Annotated in this window: 27 protein-coding genes; 14 read left to right on the forward strand and 13 right to left on the reverse strand. The window is 53.1% G+C overall.

The features are described from left to right. Positions 1-105: 105 nt before the first annotated feature. On the reverse strand, positions 106-1,497 hold the full coding sequence (locus tag ICT70_RS07460; protein WP_191155094.1) for a sigma-54-dependent transcriptional regulator: 1,392 nt from the start codon (positions 1,495-1,497) through the stop codon (positions 106-108). Between the two features lie 300 nt (positions 1,498-1,797). On the opposite strand from ICT70_RS07460, the gene ICT70_RS07465 reads away from it, so the two are divergent. Continuing rightward, a complete protein-coding gene (locus ICT70_RS07465; protein ID WP_191155096.1) occupies positions 1,798-2,439 on the forward strand; it encodes a DUF305 domain-containing protein in 642 nt (213 codons plus the stop codon). 198 nt (positions 2,440-2,637) lie between these two features. On the opposite strand, the gene ICT70_RS07470 is transcribed toward ICT70_RS07465, so the two are convergent. Beyond that, positions 2,638-3,819 carry a two-component system sensor histidine kinase NtrB gene (locus ICT70_RS07470; RefSeq protein ID WP_191155098.1) on the reverse strand — a complete coding sequence of 394 codons (1,182 nt, stop codon included), beginning with the start codon at positions 3,817-3,819 and terminating at the stop codon, positions 2,638-2,640. A gap of 239 nt (positions 3,820-4,058) precedes the next feature. Here ICT70_RS07470 and ICT70_RS07475 point away from each other — a divergent pair, with 239 nt between their 5' ends. The 9 genes from ICT70_RS07475 to def all read left to right on the forward strand — a co-directional run bounded on the left by ICT70_RS07475 (position 4,059) and on the right by def (position 12,589). Then, positions 4,059-4,745 carry an SCO family protein gene (locus ICT70_RS07475; RefSeq protein ID WP_337906787.1) on the forward strand — a complete coding sequence of 229 codons (687 nt, stop codon included), beginning with the start codon at positions 4,059-4,061 and terminating at the stop codon, positions 4,743-4,745. After that, entirely contained in the window at positions 4,742-6,367 is a 1,626-nt protein-coding gene (locus ICT70_RS07480; protein ID WP_191155100.1) for a cytochrome c oxidase subunit I, read from the forward strand. Before ICT70_RS07475 ends, ICT70_RS07480 begins: the two co-directional genes overlap by 4 nt. Then, entirely contained in the window at positions 6,357-6,956 is a 600-nt protein-coding gene (locus ICT70_RS07485) for a cytochrome c oxidase subunit 3 family protein (RefSeq protein WP_191155102.1), read from the forward strand. Before ICT70_RS07480 ends, ICT70_RS07485 begins: the two co-directional genes overlap by 11 nt. A gap of 17 nt (positions 6,957-6,973) precedes the next feature. Beyond that, the gene (locus tag ICT70_RS07490) at positions 6,974-7,270 is read left to right on the forward strand and encodes a cytochrome C oxidase subunit IV family protein (protein WP_191155104.1); all 297 of its coding nucleotides are present in this window, start codon (positions 6,974-6,976) and stop codon (positions 7,268-7,270) included. After that, entirely contained in the window at positions 7,267-8,481 is a 1,215-nt protein-coding gene (gene coxB / locus ICT70_RS07495) for a cytochrome c oxidase subunit II (RefSeq protein ID WP_337906788.1), read from the forward strand. Before ICT70_RS07490 ends, coxB begins: the two co-directional genes overlap by 4 nt. A 12-nt stretch (positions 8,482-8,493) precedes the next feature. After that, positions 8,494-9,402, forward strand: a complete 909-nt coding sequence (locus ICT70_RS07500) for a protoheme IX farnesyltransferase (protein ID WP_191155106.1) — start codon at positions 8,494-8,496, stop codon at positions 9,400-9,402. Between the two features lie 16 nt (positions 9,403-9,418). Further along, positions 9,419-11,422, forward strand: coding sequence for a hybrid sensor histidine kinase/response regulator (locus tag ICT70_RS07505; RefSeq protein ID WP_191155108.1), 2,004 nt, complete (start codon positions 9,419-9,421; stop codon positions 11,420-11,422). A 120-nt stretch (positions 11,423-11,542) separates the two neighbouring features. After that, on the forward strand, positions 11,543-12,082 hold the full coding sequence (locus tag ICT70_RS07510) for a glycine cleavage system transcriptional repressor (protein ID WP_191155110.1): 540 nt from the start codon (positions 11,543-11,545) through the stop codon (positions 12,080-12,082). Positions 12,083-12,085: 3 nt separating this feature from the next. Beyond that, positions 12,086-12,589 carry a peptide deformylase gene (def, locus tag ICT70_RS07515; RefSeq protein WP_191155113.1) on the forward strand — a complete coding sequence of 168 codons (504 nt, stop codon included), beginning with the start codon at positions 12,086-12,088 and terminating at the stop codon, positions 12,587-12,589. Between the two features lie 66 nt (positions 12,590-12,655). Here the strand turns inward: def and ICT70_RS07520 are convergent, their stop codons facing one another. From ICT70_RS07520 to ICT70_RS07530, 3 genes are read right to left on the reverse strand one after another with little or no spacing between them, the layout of a single operon-like run. Beyond that, complete coding sequence (locus tag ICT70_RS07520; protein WP_337906801.1) at positions 12,656-12,970, reverse strand: peptidylprolyl isomerase; 315 nt, start codon at positions 12,968-12,970, stop codon at positions 12,656-12,658. A 23-nt stretch (positions 12,971-12,993) separates the two neighbouring features. Beyond that, positions 12,994-14,106, reverse strand: a complete 1,113-nt coding sequence (locus tag ICT70_RS07525) for a mechanosensitive ion channel family protein (protein WP_191155117.1) — start codon at positions 14,104-14,106, stop codon at positions 12,994-12,996. Positions 14,107-14,137: 31 nt separating this feature from the next. Continuing rightward, a complete protein-coding gene (locus tag ICT70_RS07530) occupies positions 14,138-14,812 on the reverse strand; it encodes a sulfite exporter TauE/SafE family protein (RefSeq protein WP_191155119.1) in 675 nt (224 codons plus the stop codon). Between the two features lie 152 nt (positions 14,813-14,964). Between ICT70_RS07530 and ICT70_RS07535 the strand changes: the two genes are divergently transcribed. The 3 genes from ICT70_RS07535 (at position 14,965) to ICT70_RS07545 (ending at position 17,944) form a co-directional block, all read left to right on the forward strand. Further along, positions 14,965-15,486 carry a nitrous oxide reductase accessory protein NosL gene (locus ICT70_RS07535; protein ID WP_337906789.1) on the forward strand — a complete coding sequence of 174 codons (522 nt, stop codon included), beginning with the start codon at positions 14,965-14,967 and terminating at the stop codon, positions 15,484-15,486. A 65-nt stretch (positions 15,487-15,551) separates the two neighbouring features. Beyond that, positions 15,552-16,034, forward strand: coding sequence for a YchJ family protein (locus ICT70_RS07540; protein ID WP_191155121.1), 483 nt, complete (start codon positions 15,552-15,554; stop codon positions 16,032-16,034). Further along, positions 16,019-17,944, forward strand: coding sequence for an AMP-dependent synthetase/ligase (locus ICT70_RS07545; protein WP_337906790.1), 1,926 nt, complete (start codon positions 16,019-16,021; stop codon positions 17,942-17,944). The genes ICT70_RS07540 and ICT70_RS07545 overlap by 16 nt, the downstream gene beginning before the upstream one ends. Positions 17,945-17,977: 33 nt before the next feature. On the opposite strand, the gene ICT70_RS07550 is transcribed toward ICT70_RS07545, so the two are convergent. From ICT70_RS07550 to ICT70_RS07560, 3 genes are all read right to left on the reverse strand, one after another. Beyond that, a complete protein-coding gene (locus tag ICT70_RS07550) occupies positions 17,978-18,940 on the reverse strand; it encodes a PA2778 family cysteine peptidase (RefSeq protein ID WP_191155123.1) in 963 nt (320 codons plus the stop codon). Then, positions 18,941-19,357, reverse strand: coding sequence for a PA2779 family protein (locus ICT70_RS07555; RefSeq protein ID WP_191155125.1), 417 nt, complete (start codon positions 19,355-19,357; stop codon positions 18,941-18,943). It abuts the gene before it with no gap. A gap of 126 nt (positions 19,358-19,483) precedes the next feature. Beyond that, positions 19,484-20,386, reverse strand: a complete 903-nt coding sequence (locus ICT70_RS07560; protein ID WP_191155127.1) for a selenium metabolism-associated LysR family transcriptional regulator — start codon at positions 20,384-20,386, stop codon at positions 19,484-19,486. A gap of 145 nt (positions 20,387-20,531) precedes the next feature. Here ICT70_RS07560 and ICT70_RS07565 point away from each other — a divergent pair, with 145 nt between their 5' ends. Continuing rightward, positions 20,532-20,825, forward strand: a complete 294-nt coding sequence (locus ICT70_RS07565) for a hypothetical protein (RefSeq protein WP_191155129.1) — start codon at positions 20,532-20,534, stop codon at positions 20,823-20,825. Positions 20,826-20,852: 27 nt separating this feature from the next. Here ICT70_RS07565 and ICT70_RS07570 read toward each other — a convergent pair whose 3' ends face one another. The 5 genes from ICT70_RS07570 to dapF are packed head-to-tail and all read right to left on the reverse strand — an operon-like array spanning position 20,853 to position 24,241. Continuing rightward, positions 20,853-21,380: a DUF4124 domain-containing protein gene (locus ICT70_RS07570; protein ID WP_191155131.1), complete on the reverse strand. Its 528-nt coding sequence runs from the start codon at positions 21,378-21,380 to the stop codon at positions 20,853-20,855. A 12-nt stretch (positions 21,381-21,392) separates the two neighbouring features. Further along, a complete protein-coding gene (dtd, locus tag ICT70_RS07575) occupies positions 21,393-21,842 on the reverse strand; it encodes a D-aminoacyl-tRNA deacylase (RefSeq protein ID WP_191155133.1) in 450 nt (149 codons plus the stop codon). Between the two features lie 27 nt (positions 21,843-21,869). Beyond that, complete coding sequence (locus ICT70_RS07580; protein WP_191155135.1) at positions 21,870-22,736, reverse strand: deoxyribonuclease IV; 867 nt, start codon at positions 22,734-22,736, stop codon at positions 21,870-21,872. After that, positions 22,729-23,388 carry a pyrimidine 5'-nucleotidase gene (locus ICT70_RS07585; RefSeq protein WP_191155137.1) on the reverse strand — a complete coding sequence of 220 codons (660 nt, stop codon included), beginning with the start codon at positions 23,386-23,388 and terminating at the stop codon, positions 22,729-22,731. The genes ICT70_RS07580 and ICT70_RS07585 overlap by 8 nt, the downstream gene beginning before the upstream one ends. 13 nt (positions 23,389-23,401) lie before the next feature. Next, the gene (gene dapF, locus ICT70_RS07590) at positions 23,402-24,241 is read right to left on the reverse strand and encodes a diaminopimelate epimerase (protein WP_191155139.1); all 840 of its coding nucleotides are present in this window, start codon (positions 24,239-24,241) and stop codon (positions 23,402-23,404) included. Positions 24,242-24,343 lie beyond the last annotated feature (102 nt).

The following is a 24,343-nucleotide window of genomic DNA, read 5'->3' on the forward strand; positions in this document are numbered from 1 at the left end:
TGAGGCGCACAGGTTCCCGACCCGTCGCAAAAGCAACAACCTTCAGATGATGACGGCACGTCCGCCGGCGTAGTATGTCAGTTTCATTAAAACAGCAACAAAATTTCAGGGGGATTTCAGACCAAATTTTTCCAGTCGATACAGCAGGACATGACGTGGGATGTGCAACAACTCAGCAGCACGGGTCTGGTTGCCGCTGCTTAATTGCAAGGCCTGTCGAATTGCCGATTTTTCCAGCTCTTCAAGAGGATATCCGGTGGTGGGCAACACAAAGGGGGAAGTTGTCTTAACAGAATCGCCAGATAGGCCAGATAGGCCAGATCGATTTATCGATGCGCTATCAGCAAGCAGATTGGCAGACAAATCGATCATGTCGACAGAATCCCCATCACACAAAATCGCCAGACGCTGCATCAGGTTTTTCAGTTCTCTGACGTTACCCGGCCACGAATACTGTTGCAAGGCAATGATAACATCGTCTTTTATGCCGAGCTGGCGCTCTGCTGAATATTGCCGCAGAAAATGACGGGCCAACAAAGGGACTTCCTCGCGGCGTTGCCGTAAGGGAGGAACTTCGAGAGGGATGACCGCCAGCCGGTAGTAGAGGTCCTCACGAAAGTTACCCTGACGAATTTCATCTTCAAGATTCAGATTGGTGGCAGCTACCACCCGCACATCGACAGAACAGGTCTGGCCGCCGATCGGCTCGATTTCTCCCAACTGCAGAGTCCTCAGCAGCTTCGGCTGTTGATCAATCGGCAATTCACCGATTTCGTCGAGGAAGAGAGTACCGCCATTAGCCTGTTCAAACTTCCCCTTACGATCTTTCAGCGCTCCAGTAAACGATCCTTTCAGATGACCAAACAGTTCACTTTCGATCAACCCCTGTGGAATTGCCGCACAGTTTAGTGCAATAAAGGGCTGTCCAGCCCGTGCACTTTTTTCATGGACACGCCGCGCCAGCAGTTCTTTACCCGAGCCACTTTCTCCCGTCAGCAAGACCGGCACGTCAGACGTTGCCACCCGATCCAGGGTAGCAATCAGGTTTTGCATGACAGGTGCGGCGGTGATGAGTTCAAAACTTTCACCCTGGGCAATTTTCTTACGCAGCTCTTTGTTCTCCCGCTGCAAGCCGCCGTAGGAAAGGGCCCGTTGCACCGCCAGACACAGCGCTTCACGGGAGAAGGGCTTGACCAGGTAATCATGGGCTCCAAGCTGCATCGCCTCGACGGCACTCTCGACACTGCCGAAGGCCGTCACCATGACCACCAGAATCTCAGGATAATCCTGCCGGACATGGGTCAACAGCTCAAACCCGCCCATCCGCTCCATTTTCAGGTCAGTGACGATCAAGCGTGGTGGTTCTTTACGCACCGCCGCCAGTGCCTCGTCACCATCGCCGGCAACACGTACTTTATACCCCGCCTGTTGCAGGGTATATTCCATCATCCGCCGCAGAGAATCATCGTCATCGACGACCAGAATGTTATCAGACATATTTTGTACCCACAGAGGCAACCACCTCGTCCACGCAGAAAAAAATAGAGAAAATAGAGAAAATAGAGAATATCCTCCAGAAACTGGTAGACTATTATACAAATTCGCCGAACAAAAGAACCTTTTTCCCCGGCAACGTATCCGCTATCACTGCCTGCCATATCAACATCTATATATTGGCATCATTTGTGCTGTTACAATCGGTTCAATAAAAGTGAACCCATATGAAACAGAAAATACGTCGCGTTGGTGAAAGAAAGAATCCAGCACATTAAAAACAATAAAAGGAGAACAGATCAAATGAAACTCGTTAAAAGATGGTTAATAGTCGGTCTTTTATTGGCTACAGTTGTCTTTGTATCGGCCTGCACCAGAACCCATGATGAGGGTCATCAGACACAGGAAGCGGGGCATGGCATGGATCATGGCATGGATATGGGTCCTGCTGACGAAACCTATGATCTGCGCTTCATAGACGGCATGATCGTTCATCATCAGGGTGCCGTCGAGATGGCCGAAGAAGCACTGCTCAAATCGATACGACCTGAAATTCGGCAGTTGGCAGAAGCGATTATCGCCGCTCAGGCTGAAGAAATCGACCTGATGAATCGATGGAAAAATGATTGGTATCCTCAAGCCGGTCCGGAACCCATGGCCTATGATTCGACAAGCGGCACATCGGTGCCCATGTCGCCGGCTCAGATTGCCGCAATGAAAATGAGTGGTGATCTCGGTGCAAAAGACGCGGAGTTTGATTTACGCTTTATTCTGGCCATGATTCCTCACCATCAGGGAGCGGTTGACATGGCTGCGGATGCTCTGGACAAATCGCAACGAGATGAAATCAGGGATCTGGCACACGAAATTATCGCAACCCAACAGGCGGAAATTGATCTGATGATGTCCTGGAAGATGGATTGGTACGGCCATTCCGGTCATTAAAGAGGGAGCAACTATTCAGCACTACCCTTGCGCAGGGCCTTTGGATCCTGTGGCAAGGGTTGTTGTCGCCATGGACGGCGACAAAAAGCGGTCATGGATGACGAAAAGCATCCCTTGACAGAGGATTCAAAGGCCCGGTGCTGAACAGATATGTGTTTCCAGGCCATGACAGTAACAAAACGACCTGACGTTGAATCGTCACAAAACAACGTCAGGTCGCTTCAATGTCGCAGATCTGGCTGTTTGTTGTTTCATGGGCAGGCGAAGGTAAAAGGTTGTGCCTGCCCCCGGCTCACTATCGACCTGCAAATCACCTCCGAGGCGCTGGACCAGCCGCTGGGTTATCGCCAGGCCCAGTCCGGTACCATGCTCGCGGGTGGTATAAAACGGGGTGAACATTTTTTCCAGCACATCCCGCTGCATCCCTTCTCCGTTATCACTAACCCGCAGCACCAGCTGGTCTGCTTCCCTGTGCGCTGACAAGGCCAACGTGCCACCGCCTCTCGCCATTGATTGAATCCCATTCTGGGCCAGATTCAACAAAGCCTGGCGCAAGGGTAAGGACTCAACAAAGAGATACTCGTCGGCAACCTCAATATTGATGACAACACCGGATGTCGCTGCAAGAGGCGACAACTGCACTTTAAGTTCGGAGAAAATCTCCTGAAGCATAACCTTTTCCGCCTTGTCTGCCGGCGCGCGCGCCAGTCCCAGATAGTCTTCGAGGACATTATTCAGCCGCTGTGTCTCTTTCTGCAATATCTGCGCGAATTCGTAACGTTGATCCCCCTCGGTCAGTCCTTCTGTCACTACCTCCGCCGCCATGCGAATGGATCCCAAAGGATTGCGGATTTCATGAGCCAAACCGGCGCTCATTTCCCCCAGTATCGACAGACGATCTTTGCTGCGTAGGTCCATTTCGGCAGCAATCAATTCATCGGCTTGTCGGCGCAGCTGAGCATAACTGCGTTCAAGGCGTTCCGCTGTCTGCTGATAAAGCTTCTGCTGATGGCGCTCGCGCTGGGAGAGCAGCCCGGTCACGCCGCCGACCACGTGATAGAGCAGCATTTCAAGCATCTGCTCGAGCAGGTTGCCATGGAAGGGAACCAGCTGCAACAACACATGGGGCAGATATAATAATGACACTGACACTGCGGCCAGCAAGCCGCCACGCAACCCAAACCAAACCCCACCCAGAACAATGGGTAAATAATAGAGGCGTCGATAAATATCATGAAATGGCGTGTGCAGGTTCGAGGTAAGATAGTGAAGTACCGTGACCAGTAGCACCAAAAGGACCACCAGCAGCAAACGATAATGGCTGACCAGCAAATCACGCCAGGGCCTCTTAAACAGCGTATCCACGTCGATTCCCTTCATGGATGCAACCAGCCATCGGCCACCCACAGATGATGGAATAAAAAATCTTTTTTCCTCACGATGTTTACAATTCTTTACTGGTTGAGTAAACTTGGTCCGTTGTCAGCGACCGTTTCAACTTCAGTATCTGCCGAATTAAAACTATTGTCACCTGCAGGGAGCTGCTCTTGCGTTCTTTTCTCATTTTTCTGTTGATATGTCTATGGCTCCAGGGCACCGCACTGGCGCAGGAAAAACGCGTGGCACTGGACATGCAACTGGGGGAGAAGATTCCCTTGGGGCTGACTTTTACTGACTCAAATGGTCAACAAGTGCAACTTGCCGACCTGATTGACCGCCCGACCTTGATTGTGCCGGTTTTTTACAATTGCCGCACGGTCTGTAACGTATTGCTCGGCGGCCTGTCGTCAACCTTGCCGAAAATGCGCCTGACCCCCGGCAAGGATTACCAGGTGATCACCTTGAGCTTTGACCCGACAGAAACCGTCGCCATGGCGGCCCACAGCCAACGCACATTTCTCACCGCCACCCGTACCGACTTCCCCCCGGAAGCCTGGCATTTTTTAACCGGGGAGCAAGAAAATATTCTTAAACTGACGGACTCCGCCGGCTATTATTTTTACCAGGAGGGGAATGACTTTGTTCACCCCACCGCCGCCTTTATTGTTGCCGCTGACGGTACCATTGTTCGTTATCTGATTGGTCAGTCGATTCCGCCGATCACCCTGACCATGGCGATTCTAGAAGCTGCAGAAGGGCGCATCAGCACGCCGATCAGCAAAGCCCTTGAATTTTGTTTTACCTATGATGCCGAAAACCGCCGTTATGTCTTTAACCTGTTGCGCGTCAGTGGAACTGTCATCCTGTTAACCCTCGGCAGTTTTTTTCTGTTTCTGTTCTTCAGCGGTAGAAAGAAAAAATCATGACAAAAACCCCCTTGACCAATAGCGGATTCTACAGCGAGAGCCCCCGTTCCGGCGTGCTGGGCTGGTTGCTCTCAACCGACCACAAACGCATCGGCATGATGTACCTCGGCTGCATCACCACCATGTTTATTGTTGCTGCCGTGCTCGGCCTGGCCATGCGTCTGCAACTATTTACTCCCGGCCAACACATCATGACGGCCCAGACCTATAATGCCACCTTCACGGTTCACGGCATTATTATGATCTTTTTGTTCATTATCCCCAGTATCCCGGCAGCTTTCGGTAACCTGCTGCTGCCAATCCAGATTGGCGCGCGGGATGTTTTCTTTCCAAAGCTCAACCTGCTGTCCTGGTATTTGTATATCAGCGGCGCGATTCTGGCGATTTTGGCCATTTTTACCGGCACCGGGGCCCCTGATACCGGCTGGACATTTTACGTCCCCTTCAGCACCCAGACATCCACCAACGTCAGTCTCGCCGCCATGGCCGCTTTTATGCTCGGTTTTTCGTCGATTCTTACCGGGATCAATTTTGTCACCACCATTCACCGTTTACGTGCTGAAGGAATGGGGTGGGGACGATTGCCCCTGTTTGTCTGGACCCTCTACGCCACCGCCTGGATTCAGGTGCTGGCGACACCAATGCTCGGCATCACTCTGGTATTGGTGATGCTGGAGCGCTTCTTCGGAGCCGGACTGTTTGACGTCGCCAGCGGTGGTGACCCGATTCTCTTTCAGCATCTGTTCTGGATCTACTCTCACCCTGCGGTGTACATCATGATCCTGCCGGCCATGGGCGTGATATCCGAAATCATCCCGACTTTTTCACGCAAGCCGTTGTTCGGTTATTGGGCCATGGCAATTTCAAGCCTGGCGATTGCCTTTGCCGGTTCACTGGTTTGGGCCCACCACATGTATGCCAGTGGCATGAGTGATTTTGCCATCCTGGTGTTTTCACTATTGACCTTCATCGTTGCCATCCCCAGTGCGATCAAAATATTCAACTGGATTTCAACCCTGTATAAGGGGTCCATCCAGCTCGGACCACCGATGCTCTATGCCCTGGCCTTTATCCTTCAATTCGCCATTGGGGGTCTCGGCGGGTTGGCCTTAGGCGCGGCAGCGGCCGATATTCATCTGCACGACACGACCTTTGTCGTCGGTCACTTTCACTACACCATGTTCGGTGGTACCGGCTTTGCTTTCTTTGCCGCCCTGCACTACTGGCTGCCGAAATTCACCGGGCGCATGTACAATCATAAGATCGCATTTATTGCCTGGGGGCTGTTGTTCGTCGGTTTCAATGTCACCTACATGGCGATGCAGGCCGTGGGTATTCAGGGGATGCCGCGTCGCTACTACGATTATCTCCCCGAATTTCAAACTCTCAACATGGTTGCCACCTTGGGCTCCTGGGTACTGGCTGCCGGCTTGATCATGATGTTCGCCAATCTGCTCAAGGGCATGCTTAACGGCAAGCTGATCGGTATGAACCCCTGGGGCGGAGCGACCCTCGAATGGCAGGTGCCGTCACCACCGCCGATGCTCAACTTCGGCAAGGAGGATCCGGTCGTTACCCGCGGCCCCTACGACTACAAAGGAGTCAAAGCCGATGAGTTTTGAACATCGTGATGACACCGGCGATCGTTTCGGTATGTGGCTGTTCCTTTATACCGAGGTGATCCTGTTCAGTGGCTTGTTCATTCTCTATGCCATAGCCCTGATCACCTATCCGCAAGAGTATATAACCGCCAGTAACAAGCTGAACATCTGGTTCGGTGGCGCAAATACCGTCGTGCTGCTAACCAGCAGTCTGACCATCGCCCTAGCCATTACTGCCATTCAGCGCAACCAGATCCGCCTTTGCATCAACCTGTGCGTGGCGACCATCGGCCTGGCTATTGTGTTTTTGATCAATAAATATTTTGAATGGTCCCACGAGATTTCCCTGGGCATCTACCCCGCGTCGGAAACCTTGCGTGACATGGGGCCGGGGGTCACCTCGTTTTTCAACCTGTATTACTTTACCGCCGGTCTGCATGGCCTGCATGTGCTGATCGGCGCCACCCTGATTACCGTTGTAGCAGTGATGGTAGCCAAGGGCAAGGTGACCAGCGATCGCTATGTGCTCTTGGAAAACTCGGCCCTCTACTGGCACCTGGTTGACCTGGTGTGGATTTTTCTGTTTCCCCTGTACTACCTGATTATCTGAAACATCGGGAGGTTTGCATGTCGGAAGAAAAGCACGAACCTGTTCCCTACCAGACATTTATCCTTATCTGGGTTGCCCTGATCATCTTAACCGGCATAACCGTCGGGGTTGCCCAATTTGATTTTGGCGCGGTGAATATCTGGGTTGCCTTGTCTGTGGCCTCGTTGAAATCGGCCCTGGTGCTGTTTGTTTTTATGCATCTGCGTCAGGAATCGCTATTGTTTAAAATCGGCCTGCTCGCCATGCTGATCATTCTGGTTATCTTCATTGGTCTAACCTTTACCGATGTTCTCTACCGCGAGGTGCTGCCGTGACCCTGCTTCCCACTGACAACCCGACAGCTCAACTTGTTGACGGTGTCATGATCTACATCTTCGGCCTGTCTCTGCTACTGCTGCTCGGGATCACCATTGTTACTATTTATTTTGTCGTCAAGTACCGCCGTTCGAGGTGTCCGGAGCCAACATCCGATGTTGATCACAGCATTGTCCTGGAAGCTATATGGACGGTCCTGCCGACCCTGATCGTCCTGACCATGTTCTGGTATGGCTGGGTCAATTACGTCGGTCTGACCGAAGTTCCTGAGGGCGCGATGGAGGTCAGTGCTACCGCGCGCATGTGGTCGTGGCAATTCGAATACGCGGATGGCCGCCGTGAAAACCGGTTGTTTGTACCGGCCAACACCCCGGTGAAGGTGCGCCTGCAGTCAACTGATGTGATTCACAGTTTTTTCGTGCCGGCCTTCCGCATCAAAAAAGATATGGTGCCGGGTCTGGAAACCTACGTCTGGTTTGAGGCCCCCAAACCTGGCAGCTATGATATTTTCTGTACCGAGTACTGTGGTGTCGGACACGCCGACATGATTACCACGATCGAAGCTTTGAGCGCAGAGGATTACGCCGCCTGGCTGGTCGCCGATGCGCCGCCGGAGCATCGCGGGCTGGTGGTGCTGCGCGAGCAGGGATGTATCGGCTGTCACAGCATTGACGGCACTCCCGGTATCGGTCCATCCCTGTTTGAACTGGCAGGCTCACCCCGACAGGTAGAGATTGATGGGCAGACGACAGAGATTACTATCGACGATGACTACCTGATTCGCGCTATTCGTGAGGCCAATTACGAGGTTGTTCAGGGCTATCCGGCCATGATGCCGTCGTACGATGAGGCCAGCCTGAACAATGACGATCTGCAGTCATTGGTCGACTACATGATGGGGCGACCGGATACAACATCAGCCCCTCTTGACGGCGCGCGCCTGATCGAAATCAACGGCTGTACCGGCTGCCATTCGACGGACGGCAGCCCCAGCATTGGACCCACTTTTCAGGGAATCAGCAGTCGCGACATCACCATTATCCGCGATGGCAAAGAGGTTACCCAACAGGCCGATGCTGATTATCTGCTGCGCGCTCTGGTCGATCCGAGCGTCGAAACAGTCAAGGGCTACCCGGATATCATGCCGCCTAGCGATTATCTGAGCCCGGAAGAACTGGATGCCATTGTTGAGCATCTGCTCCAGCAATAAGGATAACAGACCTTGTCGTTATCTCTTCCCCATGACAGCCGGACAACATCGACCCGGCGCCTGCTGACCAACCTCCAAGCTCTGCGCCGAATGGTGCGGCTGGAGCTGTCAGCCATGGTCGCGCTGTCAGCCCTGACCGGATATCTCTTCGCCGGAGGGGTCTGGTCATGGCAGATTCTGCTGGTATTGGGAGGAACCCTATTGCTCGCCTGGGGCAGTTCAGCACTCAATCAATGGCAGGAGGCCGACCTCGACCAGCGCATGCTGCGCACCTGCATGCGCCCCTTGCCGGCGGCCCAATTCAGTGAAACGTTTGTTCTGCTGGCAGCCCTGGTCCAGATTATTATCGGCCTGACGCTGCTGGCACAAATACCGGACTACCTGCCGCTGCTGATCGGTGCCCTGGCTGTCATCTGGTATAACGCCATCTACACCCCGCTCAAACGCAGGACCGCTTTTGCCGCCCTGCCCGGCGCTGTTTGTGGTGCCCTGCCGCCACTCATCGGCTGGACCGCTGCGGGGGGGGCTCTGCTAACCCAACCCGCTATTATTCTTGCCGGCACCTTATTTGTCTGGCAGATCCCACACACCTGGCTGCTCTTGTGTCGCTATCGTGATGATCTGCGGCGCAGCGGCCTGCCGGATCTATTTCACACCATCCCAACCCAAAGGCTGCTGCAGATCAACAACTGCTGGATAGCCGCCCTGTTTCTCTGCTACCTGCTCTTTCCCCTGTTCGGATTTATCGCTCATCTCTTTGCCACAGCCATTCTCTTAGCCGGATTACTCATGTTGCTTGCCGGTCTTATCAACACAAGATCCGGCTCTACCGAAGAGATCGCCCTGCGGCGCTTTCATCTGGTGAATCTGTCGATGGCCTTATTGTTTACGGTGTTGATTGTAGATCGGATTTTAAACTAATTAGGGGAGACAGGGAATGACGTCAGGTTCTAAAGACAGTGAACTTCTGCAACAGCTTGTCCGCGAAGTTGACGCTTTAAAGCAGGAAAATCAGGCCCTGAAAAACCAGTTAGCTGATTTCGAAGATAAATCTTCGATTTGTCAGGATCTCATCAAACATGCCGCAGATGCCATCTTTCTTGGTGACCCCCAGGGCAATATCACCTCAGCTAATCTTAGCGCTTTTGAGTTAAGCGGTTATCCACAACCGGAACTGATCGGCATGAACATCAGCCGACTGTTCCCCGTCAACGAACTGCAACGTGAACCCTTGCGTTATGACCTGCTTCAGGCCGGCAAAACCGTCCACCGACAGAGACAGCTTCTGCGGAAAAACGGTGATCTGATCAGCATTGAAATGAGTGCCAGAGTTCTACCGGACGGAACCTATCATTGTTTTATGCGCGACATCAGCAATCGCAAGAAAATGGAAGAGGCGCTGCGCTATTCCGAAGAAAAATTCTCCCGGGCGTTCAAGCTCAGTCCGGATGCGGTCAATATCAACCGTCTTCGTGATGGCGTCTATATTGAGATCAATGAAGGGTTCACCAAGGCCATGGGCTGGACCGAGGAGGAAGTCATCGGCCGCAGTTCTCTGCCGGGGGATCTGGACATCTGGTGCCGGGCCGAGGATCGTCAAAAACTGGTTGACGGGCTTAGTGCGGATGGCGAGGTACACGGACTACAGGCACCATTTCGCAGCAAGGACGGACGGATCCTGATCGGCCTGATGTCGGCACGATTAATCGAAATCAACGGCGAGCCCTGTCTTCTCTCCATCACCCGCGATATCACCGAACGGGTCAAAGCGGAAGAGGAGCGACGCAAGCTGGAAGAGCAGATGCTCCAGGTCCAGAAGCTGGAAAGCCTCGGGGTTCTTGCCGGCGGCATTGCTCATGACTTCAACAATATCCTGTTGGCGGTACTCGGACATTGTGAACTGGCTCAACGTCGATTCAACGACGAGACAGCCCTTGCCAACCATCTTCTGCAGATCAAACATGCCGCTGGTAAAGCGGCAAATCTGGCTAATCAGATGCTGGCCTATTCCGGCAAAGGAAAGTTCGTTGTTGCACCAGTCAATCTGTCGCGACTGGTTCTTGAGATGGAACCGATTCTCGCAGTTTCGATCAGTAAAAAAGCGCTGCTGCGTTACGACTTGAACGAAGATCTGCCGACGGTTGAAGCGGATCCCACTCAGCTACACCAGGTGATCATGAATCTGGTGATCAACGCCTCGGAGGCGATTGGTGACCACAGTGGCGTGATCGCCGTGGTTACCGGCGCCATGGACTGTGACAGTCATTACCTGAGTGAAACCTGGTTAGATGAACACCTGCCGGAAGGGCGATATGTCTACGTCGAGGTTGCTGATACCGGCTGCGGGATGAATTCTGATCAGTTAGATCGCATTTTTGAACCCTTCTACAGCACCAAATTCACCGGGCGGGGACTCGGTATGGCGGCCGTCCTGGGGATTGTTCGTGGCCACCAGGGAGCAATCAAGCTGTACAGCGAAGTTGGTAAGGGCAGTACCTTTAAAGTGCTGCTGCCGGCCTCAACGCTGCCGGAGACTCCTGCTGATGATATCGACACCAACATAACCTTCAGTCCCGGCGGCCTGGTACTGCTGATCGACGACGAAGAAGCAATCCTTGACATCGGGACAGAGATGCTCGAAGAGCTGGGCTTTGAAGTGCTGACCGCTCATGATGGACTCGGTGCCGTGGAGTTGTTCCGCCGGCACCACAAGGACATCCGCTTTGTGCTGATGGATCTGACCATGCCGCAGATGGACGGGGAACAGGCATACCGCGAATTTCGTCGCATCACCAAAGAGGTCAAAGTGATTATCTGCAGCGGCTACAACCAGCAGGAAGTTGCCCAGAAATTCGTCGGCAAAGGCCTCGCCGGTTTCCTGAAAAAACCCTACCAATTCAGTGAATTGATTAAAGCGATCCAGCAGTTGGAAGTTTGTTGAACCACAACATCAACCTGATCGATTTGAATTCTTAAAGAACCGCTCCGGCCAATCTTGCCTACCCACGGCAAATCAGGCATTATTATTTTCTGTCATTTTTTTTATCCACAAGGAGGAGCCATGCAATACTTTGCCCTGACCATTATTGGCCGTGACCGGCCTGGTATTGTTGCCCAGGTAACCGAAATTCTCTACCGCCTCGGCTTCAATATTGCTGATTCCAGCTGCTCGATTTTGGGTGGCCAATTCTCCATGATCCTGATCATCTCCAACCCCAACATCACCTCCAAGGATCAGTTCGAAGAAGATTTTCGCCATCTCGAAGAAACCAACCTGTCGGTGTTCATTCGCACCATGAAACCGGGAGGTGAAATCAGCCCTGAACTGGAAGGGGAACAATGTATGATTTCCGTTTACGGAGCGGATAAGCCCGGGATTGTCTATCAGGTGGCCAAGGTTCTGGGAGAGCACCAGATCAACATTACCGACTTGAACACCAAACTTATCGGCACACCGGAAAAGCCGGTCTACGTCATGATGATTGAAGCGATCCTGCCGGCAGCCATTGAAGTCGCTGCCATGGAAAACTGGATGACAGCATTAAAGAAGCAATTGCAGGTTGATATTTCCGTACGTTCGTTGATTGCTGTGGAGTTGTAACTGATGGCTGTAAAAACCGTACTGGTGTATCCGGAACCACTGCTCAAAGAAGTTTCCGAACCGATTAAAAATTTTGACGACTCCGTCCGTAACCTGCTCCAGGATCTGGTCGATACGATGGTGGCTGCCGGCCATTCGGTCGGTATTGCCGCCCCCCAGATTGGTGATCTGCGCCGTGCTGTCGTGGTGGATGTATCTGGCAGCAAACTGGGGAAAAAACAGGGAAATCATGGTCTGATGCAGATGGTCAATCCGGAAATTATCGAGCAAGAAGGGTCATGCGAAGCCCGTGAAGGCTGCATGTCGGTTCCGGACTATACCGGCAACGTCACCCGGGCTGAAGCTGTTGTTGTCCAGTATCAGGATGAAAACAACATCCGCTGCGTTATTCGTGCCGAAGGGTTTGAGGCAATTGCCATCCAACACGAAATCGATCATCTCGACGGGTTGCTCTTTCTTGACCGGGTATCGAGTTTAAAAACCGGGCTGTTCCGCCGTAAGAACTAACCTGACAACACCCCTATCCATGACCGCAACTGGCAGAGTCGGTGCTTATCAGATTCCGGACAGAAACTATGAGTCGGTGCGGCTGGTAATCTCAATCAAATGATAACCGAATTGGGTTTTGACCGGACCCAGCACCTTGCCGATATCACCGGAAAAGACCACCTCGTCAAACTCCTTGACCATCTGTCCGGGATAAAATTCTCCCAGTGCGCCGCCTTGCTTGCCGGACGGGCATTTTGAATGCTGTTTCGCCACGACAGCGAAATCCTCGCCGCCTTCGATCATTTTTTTTAAGGTATTACAGTCTGCTTCTGATGGCACCAGAATGTGCCGCGCGCTTGCTTTTGCCATAATCTCTGTCTCCTTTAGATGTTTAAGTATGGGGATGCCCCCATAACCTGGATTTACTGTTCCTGCGGATCGGGTTCCGGTGATTCGAGATGAATCGTCTGGGTCGGGTAAGCAATCTCTGCCCCGTTATCTTCAATAATCCCCATAATCTTGAGCATCACATCCTCTTTGATGCCGTGAAATTCTACCCAGTTGGTGGTTTTGGTAAAGGTATAGACCATAAAATCGATGGATGAGGCGGCGAAGCGATTAACATTGACGATCATCGTCAGTTCCGTTGCGATATCCGGATGCGAGCACAGCATCTCTTTGACCTGCTTGACAATTGCCACAACCTTGTTGCCATCAGCGTAACGCACCCCGATGGTTTCAAAAATCCGCCGGTTGGTCATGCGCGATGGGTTTTCCACCGAGATCGTGGCGAAGGTCGCATTGGGAACATAGAGCGGCCGCTTGTCAAAGGTACGGATACAGGTCAGGCGCCAGCCGATGTTTTCAACCGTGCCTTCAATCTCCTTATCAGGGGAACGGACCCAGTCGCCGACCCTGAACGGCTGATCCAGATAGATCATCAGACCGCCAAAAAAATTGGCCAGCAGATCTTTGGCAGCGAAACCGACGGCAATACCGCCAATGCCGCCAAAGGCCAAGACCCCGGAGATGCTGAAACCCAGGGTCTGCAAGACCACCAGTGCGGTCGTAATCAGCACCGATAACCGCAGCAGTTTGCCCAGCGCCGAAGCGGTTGTCGCATCCAGCGGCTTGTGCACCCTTTTCGGGCTTTGAATTGTCACTTCACCCTTATTGATAAAACCGGTCATAAACCAGGCAAAGATCACAATAAAGGAAACTTCACGGATCGGCTCGATAAAATTAAAAATCGGCTCATTCGATACCTGACGAACGACTTCAGTCGCCCATAACAGACCATTAAGCCAAACAAAAATCCGCACCGGCTTGCGGGCTGAACTGATGAGCAAATCATCCCAGAAGGTTTTGGTGGTCAGCGCCGTTTTTTCGAGACGGTCAAAAACCCTTTTGACCCCATAACTGACAAAGGATGTCAGCAGAACGATGATAAAAGCCTGGATGATCCAGGCGTAGCCACCTTCAATGTTGAGCAGATTCAGAAGTTGAACAATAATCTTATTAACTGATTCTTCCATCGACTTCTCCAGATCGTTTTCAAACAACCTGCTAATGACAAACAACATCCATGGTCAAATGTCGAAACAGATTGTAACAACCCATCAGGGCCACCAGCAACCCGGCCCCTTTCAGCATCCAGTTGCGTTTGCGGCTGAACCACTGAGCGGCACTACCGACCAGAAACAAAGACGGGATTGTTCCGACACCGAAAGCGATCATGGTAATGGCACCGCGCAATGGATCGGCGCTGCCGGCAGCAGTGATCGCCATGGCGTACAGCAGTCCACAGGGCAAAAAACCAAATAACATCCCCAAGGGTAACGCCGATAACGCCGGCGGCAATCGGCGTAATCCTTTGACCGCACGGGTCAGATACTGAATCGGCCCGGCAAATTCAAGGGCCATGATATTGATTCGCGAGAACAGTCCGGCGCTACCCAAACCAATGAGAATGACAAGAATATCACTGAAAAGCAACAGGCCAAGGGTCACCTGTTGATAAGAACCACTCATCGCCAGGGCTGAACCGAGCCAACCGACCACTAATCCGATAAAACCATAGGTGATGGTCCTGCCAATATTGTAGAGCAGATGAAAAAAGGGCCCGCTATTGCGCCCATCAGCTGTCAATGACAGGGCGGTGACAATACCGCCACACATACCGATACAGTGGGCAGAACCAAACAATCCGGTCATTAGAGCCAGGGAATAAAGAGGATCCATATACGGTCGTTCTCCGCTACTGCGGCATCATCCGGCTTGGGGCAATTTTTCGCCAAGCTCTTGTCGTTGCCATCATTTGCTGGTACAAGGATGCGGTCAGGTTGTTATTCCTATGCAATGGCAATGATGCCCCAACTTACGAGGAGATTATTGTGAAAAAAATCATTATGTTGTTTTTTTCCCTGTTGTTTGTAGCCACCTTAGTTATCGGCTCTCAGAGCGACATTGTCAACCACTCCTCTTGTCCTCATTGCGGGATGGATCGTGATAAATTCTCCTTCAGCCGAATGTTGCTGGTGTATGACGACGGCAGTGAAATCGGTACCTGCAGCATCCGCTGTGCGGCCGTGGATATGGTCAACAATCTTGACAAGGCGCCGGTAACGATGATGGTCGGTGATTATAAGACCGACGAGCTGATTGACGCTGAAAGCGCTTTCTGGGTCATTGGTGGCAAACGCCCCGGGGTGATGAGCAGACGCGCTAAATGGGCTTTTGCCCAGCGAGCTGATGCCGCAGCCTTTATCGCAGAAAACAATGGCGAACTAGCCACTTTTGAGCAGGCCCTGCAGGCTACCTACAGTGATCTTTACGAAGACACGCGGATGATCCGTGAACGGCGTAAAGCTCGGAGGGCGCGAATGGCAACAGAACAACCCACATTGAACCAGTAATTCTTCAGATACTATCCAACCGTTTATGGCTGGATCATTCCAGTAGATGAAAAAAGGAGACGTCCATGAGCCTTTGTCCATGCGGAACTAATCTCAACTATGCTGATTGCTGTGAGCCGGTCATCACCGGCAAGAGAATCGCAGCCAGCGCCGAAGAGTTGATGCGTGCCCGCTATAGTGCCCACGACAAGGTGGCGGTCGATTTTCTTTACCAGAGCACCCACCCTGACCACCGCGTCAACTACGACCACAAGGGAACCAAAAGCTGGGCAGAAAAATCCCAGTGGCTTGGTTTAGAAATCGTTGGCACCAACGCCGGTGGCTCCGACGACGAACAGGGTGAGGTCGAATTCATTGCCCGTTTTCGCGACAAAGGGGTGATCCGCAGCCATCATGAGCGTGCCCATTTTGCCAAAGTCGGTCGCGATTGGCTGTTTACCGAGGGGGAAATGATCAAATCCCCACCGGTGACGGTCTCCAAGATCGGCCGTAACGACCCATGCGGCTGTGGCAGCGGTAAAAAATTCAAAAAGTGCTGTGGCCAGTAACCACCATGGTTGCCGTCATCACGCCACAGGCCACCCTTTACGACACCCTACTTGCCGGCTGTGAGAATTACGCTGAACACAGCGCTTTTATCTACCGGGCCGCCGGCAGTGAGTTTCAGGTCAGCTACGCCAAGCTCTTTGAAGATGCCCTGATTCTGGCCAAGGCCTTTGCCTCCCACAAGATCGGCAAGGGCAGTAAGGTCATGCTGTTGTCAGACAACCGCTACGGCTGGATTGTCACCGACTTTGCCCTGATCTCCCTGGGAGCGATCAGCGTGCCGCGTGGCAGCGACACCCCAACCTGCGAGCTCGAATATATCCTCGAACATGCCGACTGCGAGTTTCTGGTGATTGAAACCGAAGCGCTGCTCAAGGCCCACAGCCCGATACTCAAAAAGATGAAGAAATTGCGGTCGGTGTTCGTCATCGAGGGGGGAAAAACCCACCGCTGGTTCGATAATGTCTACAGCTACAACGACATTCTGGACAACCGCAACATCACTCCAACCGACCGGGAAGAATTCATTGCCCGGCGCTACGCTCTGAACCTGGATGACACCTTTACCTTGATCTACACCTCGGGAACCACCGGTAATCCCAAGGGGGTCATCCTCACACACCGCAATATCATGTACAATGTCCGTACCCTGCCGGAAATTATCGCCCTGAAAGAAACCGACAGTTTTGTCTCGATTCTGCCAAGCTGGCATATTTTTGAGCGGGCGTGTGAGTATCTTGCACTATCTCAAGGGTGCTGCACCGTTTATTCAAGCATCAAAACCTTTGCGGCCGATCTGGAAACCTACAAACCGACCCTGGTCGCAACGGTGCCACGCCTGTGGGAATCGATGTACACCAAAATCAATCAGACCCTTGAAAAGCAGAACCCGCGCAAAGCCCGTATGTTTAAGAAGCTCGTAGCTATTTCAGCAACTTATCGATTTCATCGGCGGCGGCTGAAAAACCAGCAGCCGCGTTTTCACAAGCTCAACCCCCTGGTTATTGCCGGCCACAAGCTGGCCTCCTTAAGCATGTTGGTCACCTTGTTTTTGCCTTATCGTTTCGCTCAAAAAAAACTTGCCGCCGTGCAGGCACGTTTTGGTGGGCGCTTACGCATGGCAATCAGTGGCGGCGGCAGCCTGCCGGCCTATCTCGATGAGTGGATTGATGCCATCGGTATCCGCATCGTCAACGCTTACGGCATGACCGAATGCGCTCCGGCCATTGCCGGACGGGCATTGAACTGTGAGGTATTCGGCACCCTGGGGCCACCTACCAAAGGCACGGAACTGCGCATCGTCGCAGAGGATGGTCGAATACTGGCCGCCGGCGAAGAAGGGGAGATTGAGGTCCGCGGGGAGCAGGTGTTTCCCGGTTATTACCAGGACGACACAGAAAATCACAACGCCTTTACTACGGACGGTTTTTTTCGCACCGGTGATCTGGGCAAGTTGACCCTGAGCGGCGAACTGGTTATTACCGGTCGCTCAAAAGAGATTATTGTTCTGGCCAGCGGTGAGAACATCGATCCCAGTCGGATTGAATCGACCATTACCCAACTCCCCTTCGTCACCGATGCGGTTCTGGTCGGACAGGACAAAAAAGGGCTGGGGGCACTGATTATTCCCGATATGGAACGACTACGTGAATTCATCGCCGATAAGGCTGAGCAACTGACCGAGACCAAGGACCAATTACTTGCTGACCAAAAGGTCCTCGACCGAGTGAAGGCAGAAATCAATACGCTGCTGAATGCCAAAAAAGGGTTCAAGCCCTTTGAAAAACTCCAGAACATTCATTTTCTTGATACGGAGTTTACCGCCGGCGAAGAACTGACCAACACCTTGAAAAAAAAGCGCCACATCATCGAAACCAAATACCGGGAAATCATCAGCAAACTGCTGAAGTAAACAGGGTCTGCCTGATGCCAGGGCAGAATCAGTTCAGTTGATCGGTGCGCTATCAGCAACAATCTTCTGGCGGGTTTGTCGAAACACCTCCTGACGATCCCCACCCTGAGCGATCGCCTGGTCAATTACTGCCAGGGCTTCCGTGCGGCGTCCTGCCTGCGCAAGTACCAGGGCCAGGTTGTTCAGGGGAATACCGTCGTCAGGCCGCAGCGCTGCCGCCTGACGAAAAGAACGGATGGCCGTCGCCGTGTCTCCTGCCTGATAGCTGCTGTTCCCTGCCCCGATCCAGGCAACAAAACTGTCGGGCCAGGCCTTGGTAGCAGTCAGATAAGCGGTTGTAGCAGCTGAAAATTGTCGGGCCCGTTCCAGACCAACCACAGCGGTCAGATAGGCGATTTCGGTTGCACTGCTCGGCAAGACAGACGGGGGAACGACCACCAGCCCCCAATAATCAGCCCGGCGCCAAGTGCGCTCAAACACCCCCATTGACATCTCCATGCCAGGGTAAACTCCGGAATGGAGCCGGACCCTTTTTTCGCCCTGATCGTAACCAATGACCACGGCATAATGCCACCGGGGATACCAGGACAAGCCAAGATTCTGCAGAATCATCACCGGTTGCCCACCTTTCAACTCCGCCACCAGTTCAGACCAGCCACTCAGAGGATATGCCAGATAACCCTGCCGCCGAGCAGCAGCAACGATAGACGGTTGCAGACTCCCTTGAAGCTCCGGCGAGTAAACCTGTCCCTCCAGTTGGGGCAAGAAAACGTCGTGGCCATTCCACGCCAGCAGCATGGCCAGCGCTGCCGGCCCACACTGGTACTCTTGCTGGGCAAAAAAAGGGGCCTCACTGAGGTGAAGTCGTTGCGGCTCAGGGCGTAAAGCATGGGGATATTGATAGGAGCTGCAGCCGCTCGCAATGAGAATAAAACTACCAAAAAAAGCGCAGGCAAGCCACCGCCTACCTGCGCTTTTTAAACTGCGTTCCAGCATCTAACGAATGGGCTGGACAAAGGTAAAGACCTTTGTATACCCCAAAATATCGGTAATCAGCAGGACCACAAAAATAAAGAGGACGGCACCGACCACCGTACCGAGGCTGGCCCCAGCGGGAAGTTGATCAAGTTCGGCGGCAATCTGCATAATCTCCGCATCAGAAAGGCTGGCGACCCGCGCAGCAACTTCATCAGCAGCCACCCCCTGACTCATCATGACCTGCTGAACATCCTCGCGCGCAAAAAAATCCACAACCTGCGAGCGCGCAGCATGATTGGTCTGTGCAGCAAGAACCGACTCGGTACTGATCATCCCTGCCTGCGCACTACGGATACCGACGTCGACGGTAAGAAAACACAGAACAAGGAAAAGACACAAAGGCTTACCGATATAGCGAATAATCTGTTTTCTCATTAGCAGCGCTCCTTTTCATTAGTAACAAGTCGATCCGTGAAAATTAATAGCATTTTGTCTGCAGAAAATAACACAACATAGTTTAACCGGAAAATGGAGAATGTAAAGCCCTTCGGACCGGCCTTATCATTCGCCGTTTCCAAAGGTTTCAAGAACCAGCTGTTTTACCGCCTGGGCCGCCGGGGAGATGGTGCGTTCAGCCATCTCTGCCAGCCAGAGTTGCCGGACAATCCGCAGCCCATCGACCTCAATCCGACGCAGTTCCCCGCGCTGGATGCTTTCTCTGGCCGACAGATCAGAAACAAAAGCGCAGCCATAGCCGGCTGCGACGGTACGACGTACCGCTTCGTTGCTTCCCAGGCGCGCCAGCACATGCAGTGACTGCGGGTCACAACCCGCTTTAATCAAGGCATTTTTCAGGCTCTGCCAGGTTCCGGAACCGTCTTCTCGAACCACCAACTCCAGCTCAAACACTTGATCGAGACTGATCGTTCCAACCTCGCACAAAGGATGATCGGCGCCGGCAATCAAAATCAATTCGTCCGACATAATCGGCGTGTAACGGTAAAGATTATTTTCAATGCGACCGCCGACCAGTCCCAGCTCCACCCGCTGAGTACGGATATCATCGAGAACCTGCTGGGTATCACCCATTCCCACCGTCATTGAAATTCCCGGATAATGCTTTTGCAATAACGGCAGCAACCTTGGCACCAGGTAATTGGCGGGAATATTGCTCGCCCCCAGCTCAAGGTGAGCATGATCAATGCCATGAAAACGGTTCATCGCCTGTTTCAGTAGATCAACCTCGGCCAGAATCATCCGGGCCTGATGGAGAAAAACCTTCCCGCCGGCAGTAAGGATAACCCCTTTGCTGATCCGATCCAGCAGTCGTGTCCCGAACTCCTCCTCCAAAGCAGCAATATGTTGACTCACCGTTGACTGGGTCAGGGACAAAAGCTCACCACCACGGGAAAAACTGCCGGTTTCGGCAACCGCGACAAACAGTTCAAGCTGACGCAAGGTCATAATCGCTCCTATCGGCCTACACGATAGATACTATCGGATTCATCAAAATTATCCATTTGACCCTTCCCGGTCAACCTTTTTGCATGCTGGGGCGCAACGCTATCATCATCGTCGGCATCATCCTGTTTGCCCTGATCGGTCGCATATGCGATACCGGCCTGCACCTGCTGCTGCGCCTGTTTTTCAAGCGTGCCGGGAGAATGACATAAGCCGCAGCCAGCTGCAGGAACTGCGTCGACAATTCGCACCAACCATCCTCTTTGTTACCCACGATGTCAGCGAAGCGCTGCTGCTCGGTGATCGGATTCTGCTGTTTGAAAAGAACCCGGGGCGAATCAGTCATGATATCGAGATTGATCTGGAAAAGCCCCGTACTATTAATAATGACGCTTTTTTGCGGCTACGCACCCACATCAATGAACGGCTCAAGGACAAATAAAGGTCTGTTCCCCACTCGGCTCACCGATCAAGGTTCGGGGATCTGCTCCAGAAGGGCCCGCACCTGTTCAGAGGTCCTGATCGACACCCGCTGTTGCCCAAGAGTGGTCAGCAACTGCTGCTTACCGTTGCGGGCTGCAGCCATGTCAGTAGCCGCTTGTTCAATTGTACGACGTGAATCAGCACTCCAACGCCTGATGGCATTGCGCCGATCCTGCTGGGCCTGCTCAAACCGGGAAACCAAACTCCGTGCCTGACGGATCAACTGTTCTTCACGTTGTTCCTGCTCCTGCTGCCGCCGCTGTTGTTCAAGCACCTCCAGCTCAAAACGGGAACGGGTGTCCTCTACCGGAGGAGGGGACGTTTCGGGAACAAAATGCAGGTTGTCAGGATCGCCGGCCTCGACTTCACGCACATCAGCGCGACACTCATCCGGCAGGGACTGCAAATTATCGGTCACATGGAGTCGGCCCTCGCTGTCACGACAGGAGTACAAAGTCGCTTCCACCATCATTGGCGATAGACAAAAAATGACGATCAGGATCAGTCTTCTCATTTTACCCTCCAGCTAAAACAATTTTCTGCTGTCGATGAGCAAGGTCACCGGCCCATCATTCACCAGATCCACCGCCATATCGGCCCGAAAAACCCCGGTTTGCACCCTGACCCCAAGCTCCCTTAACAGGGCAACAACACGGTCGCACAGGGGCTCAGCCACCTCCGGTGCTGCCGCGGTTGAAAAGCCGGGACGCCGGCCTTTGCGGCAGTCTCCAAGCAGGGTGAATTGCGACACAACCAGCACCTCAGCCTGAAGATCGGCGACCGACAGATTCATTTTACCCGCTGCATCTTCAAAAATCCGCAGACCGGCAATTTTATCGGCAAGATAAGCGGCGTCCTTTTCATTATCTCCCTGCTCAATCCCCAGCAGCACCAGCAAACCAACGGCAATATCTGCCACTCTTTTTTCTGCTACCGTCACTCCCGCCTGAGTCACCCGCTGTACTACCGCCCGCATGATATATCCTTTTTTAAAGATTCAGCTCTATGGTTGCGCCAGCTGTCGCAACAGGGCCAGATTTTCCAGATCGTGACAGTTGCTTTCGCCCGGCGGCGTTTCGATAATTTTGGGGCAATCGGCAAAGCGCTGATCCTGCATCAGACACCGAAATCCCTCAACGCCGATCAACCCCTGCCCGACATGCTCGTGACGATCCACCCTGGAGCCCAGGGGTTTTTTACTGTCGTTCAAGTGAAAGAGCTGCACAAGATCAAACCCGATCAACCGGTCAACCTGCTCCATCAGTTGCTCATAGCCTTGTGAGGAACTGATGTCGTAGCCGGCAGCAAAGGCGTGACAGGTATCAAAACAGACACCGAAACGTCCGTGATCAAGGCGTTCAAGGGCCCAGGCTAACTCATCAAGCGACGCCCCGAGGGAATGGCCCTGGCCGGCGGTATTTTCCAACAAGATGGTTACCTCTTCACCACCTTGCCGACAAATCTGCTCAAAACTTCGACACAAGGTTGTCAACCCGGCAGCAACCCCTTCCCCCTTGTGCGAGCCGGGATGAATAACCAGTGACTCGATCCCGAGCCGTCGACAGCGATCCAGTTCGTCCAGGCAGGTAAGGATCGAGCGTTGCCGCTGGTCTGGATCGGGGCTGGCGAGATTCAGCAGATAACTGCTATGAGCAGCAACAGAGCGCACAGCGCTTGCCTGTCGGGCCGCGCGAAACGCCGCAACGGTATCTTCGGTCAAGGGCGGAGCCTGCCAGCGACTGGCATTGCGGGTGAACACCTGAATAGCGGTAGCGCCGATGAGACCGGCCCGGGAAAAAACCTGTTCCATTCCCCCGGCAATCGACACATGGGTGCCGAGCAATAACTGCGAGGGGGCAGGATCAACCATCAATGAAACCGGCACGCCAACGACTGAGCAAGGGAGCAATGTCACCCACTGCCTGAAGATGACTGTCGACCCACGAAACATCGCTTCCAGCCTGACCTTCAGGGGCAACCAGGACGGTGGTCATACCGAATGTTTTTGCCGTTTGCAGGTTCTGCAGCTGATCTTCGACCATCACACAGTCTTCTCCCTGCAGAGCAAGCCGCCCCAGCACCTGCTGATAGGGGTCGGGATTGGGTTTGGGCTGGTATCCCGCAATCCGGATATCAAAGACATCGACAAACAGGTCAGCAATACCAAGAGCACCCAGGACTCGATCGGCGTGACCACGCGAACCGTTGGTAAAGACATAGCTGGGGATGCCGGAATCCCTGAGAACAGCGCGCAGGGCAGGATCAGGCACCAGACGACTGGCAACATCCACATCATGAACGTAGTCGAGATAATCTTCCGGATCGACTTCATGATGACGAATCAGCCCCAGCAAGGTGGCCCCATAGTCGTGCCAGTAGCGACGCCGCAATCCATCGACGTCGGCCAGGGCAATACCGGCAATCTCTTCCATATAGCGGTTGATGCGTACATCAATCAAGGAAAACAGATCACAATCCGGCGCATAAAGGGTGTTATCCAGATCAAAAAGTACCGCTTTCATCCTGTAACCTTTTTTAGCCTGGGGCATAAATCCCGCTGAATACTTCGACCGCCGGACCGGTCATCAGCACCTCGCCACCATCGAGCCATTCCATATACAGATCTCCACCCCGCAGGTGGTTAGTGATTCTGCCCTCGGTCCGTCCGGTCACCACCCCGGCAACCGTCACTGCTGCGGCACCGGTACCACAGGCCAGGGTTTCACCGGCACCACGCTCCCAGGTGCGTTGAATCACCTCAGCGGGCGAGATAATCTGAACAAATTCGACGTTGGTACGCCTGGGGAACCAGGGATGATGCTCAATCAGGGGACCAATCTCGGCAACCGGAAATTGCTCCACCTCGTCGACATAGATCACCGCATGGGGATTACCCATGGAAACACAGGTCAATTCGAGGGAGTGGCCGGCAAGATCAAGGGGGACATTGAGGGCCTGATCGTTGGCCGGGCCGGACATCGGCAGGGTCGCCCTGGTCAACCCAGGTCGCCCCATAGCAACACGCACCCGTTCCACTCGACCGGCGCTACCAACGTACAGATGAAGATCAAGAACACCATGGCCGGTCTCGATCCGGATGTCGGTTTTCTGCATCAGACCATGGTCATAAGCATATTTGGCAACACAGCGAATGCCGTTACCACACATTTCCGCTTCGCTGCCATCGGCATTAAACATGCGCATGCGCAGATCGGCACAGTCAGAAGGCAAGATCAGGATCAGCCCGTCTGAACCAACACCAAAATGGCGATCACTGATTTGTTGCGACAAACTCACCGGATCATCAATCTGTTCTTCAAAACAATTGACATAAACATAATCGTTACCGGCGCCATGCATTTTGGTGAATTTCATTGCTTCAACCCTCCATCTCCCCCACTATTGGGCTCCATCTTCACCACTGAACAAATGCTATTATCCCTGGTTGTCGCTGCCTGACTCTCTCTGCTACTATAG

Source organism: Pelovirga terrestris, assembly GCF_014773365.1.
GTDB lineage: Bacteria > Desulfobacterota > Desulfuromonadia > Desulfuromonadales > Geopsychrobacteraceae > Pelovirga > Pelovirga terrestris.

What these genes read in the sequence shown, in the direction of transcription:
- def (WP_191155113.1), top strand. Translation starts at nt 12,086, where the DNA reads ATGGCTGTAAAAACCGTACTGGTGTATCCGGAACCACTGCTCAAAGAA.
- ICT70_RS07555 (WP_191155125.1), bottom strand. Translation starts at nt 19,357, where the DNA reads ATGAGAAAACAGATTATTCGCTATATCGGTAAGCCTTTGTGTCTTTTC.
- ICT70_RS07525 (WP_191155117.1), bottom strand. Translation starts at nt 14,106, where the DNA reads ATGGAAGAATCAGTTAATAAGATTATTGTTCAACTTCTGAATCTGCTC.
- ICT70_RS07570 (WP_191155131.1), bottom strand. Translation starts at nt 21,380, where the DNA reads ATGAGAAGACTGATCCTGATCGTCATTTTTTGTCTATCGCCAATGATG.
- dapF (WP_191155139.1), bottom strand. Translation starts at nt 24,241, where the DNA reads ATGAAATTCACCAAAATGCATGGCGCCGGTAACGATTATGTTTATGTC.
- ICT70_RS07465 (WP_191155096.1), top strand. Translation starts at nt 1,798, where the DNA reads ATGAAACTCGTTAAAAGATGGTTAATAGTCGGTCTTTTATTGGCTACA.
- ICT70_RS07530 (WP_191155119.1), bottom strand. Translation starts at nt 14,812, where the DNA reads ATGGATCCTCTTTATTCCCTGGCTCTAATGACCGGATTGTTTGGTTCT.
- ICT70_RS07490 (WP_191155104.1), top strand. Translation starts at nt 6,974, where the DNA reads ATGTCGGAAGAAAAGCACGAACCTGTTCCCTACCAGACATTTATCCTT.
- ICT70_RS07470 (WP_191155098.1), bottom strand. Translation starts at nt 3,819, where the DNA reads ATGAAGGGAATCGACGTGGATACGCTGTTTAAGAGGCCCTGGCGTGAT.
- ICT70_RS07460 (WP_191155094.1), bottom strand. Translation starts at nt 1,497, where the DNA reads ATGTCTGATAACATTCTGGTCGTCGATGACGATGATTCTCTGCGGCGG.
- ICT70_RS07480 (WP_191155100.1), top strand. Translation starts at nt 4,742, where the DNA reads ATGACAAAAACCCCCTTGACCAATAGCGGATTCTACAGCGAGAGCCCC.
- ICT70_RS07560 (WP_191155127.1), bottom strand. Translation starts at nt 20,386, where the DNA reads ATGACCTTGCGTCAGCTTGAACTGTTTGTCGCGGTTGCCGAAACCGGC.
- ICT70_RS07505 (WP_191155108.1), top strand. Translation starts at nt 9,419, where the DNA reads ATGACGTCAGGTTCTAAAGACAGTGAACTTCTGCAACAGCTTGTCCGC.
- ICT70_RS07550 (WP_191155123.1), bottom strand. Translation starts at nt 18,940, where the DNA reads ATGCTGGAACGCAGTTTAAAAAGCGCAGGTAGGCGGTGGCTTGCCTGC.
- ICT70_RS07540 (WP_191155121.1), top strand. Translation starts at nt 15,552, where the DNA reads ATGAGCCTTTGTCCATGCGGAACTAATCTCAACTATGCTGATTGCTGT.
- ICT70_RS07510 (WP_191155110.1), top strand. Translation starts at nt 11,543, where the DNA reads ATGCAATACTTTGCCCTGACCATTATTGGCCGTGACCGGCCTGGTATT.
- ICT70_RS07585 (WP_191155137.1), bottom strand. Translation starts at nt 23,388, where the DNA reads ATGAAAGCGGTACTTTTTGATCTGGATAACACCCTTTATGCGCCGGAT.
- ICT70_RS07565 (WP_191155129.1), top strand. Translation starts at nt 20,532, where the DNA reads ATGCGATACCGGCCTGCACCTGCTGCTGCGCCTGTTTTTCAAGCGTGC.
- ICT70_RS07580 (WP_191155135.1), bottom strand. Translation starts at nt 22,736, where the DNA reads ATGGTTGATCCTGCCCCCTCGCAGTTATTGCTCGGCACCCATGTGTCG.
- ICT70_RS07485 (WP_191155102.1), top strand. Translation starts at nt 6,357, where the DNA reads ATGAGTTTTGAACATCGTGATGACACCGGCGATCGTTTCGGTATGTGG.
- dtd (WP_191155133.1), bottom strand. Translation starts at nt 21,842, where the DNA reads ATGCGGGCGGTAGTACAGCGGGTGACTCAGGCGGGAGTGACGGTAGCA.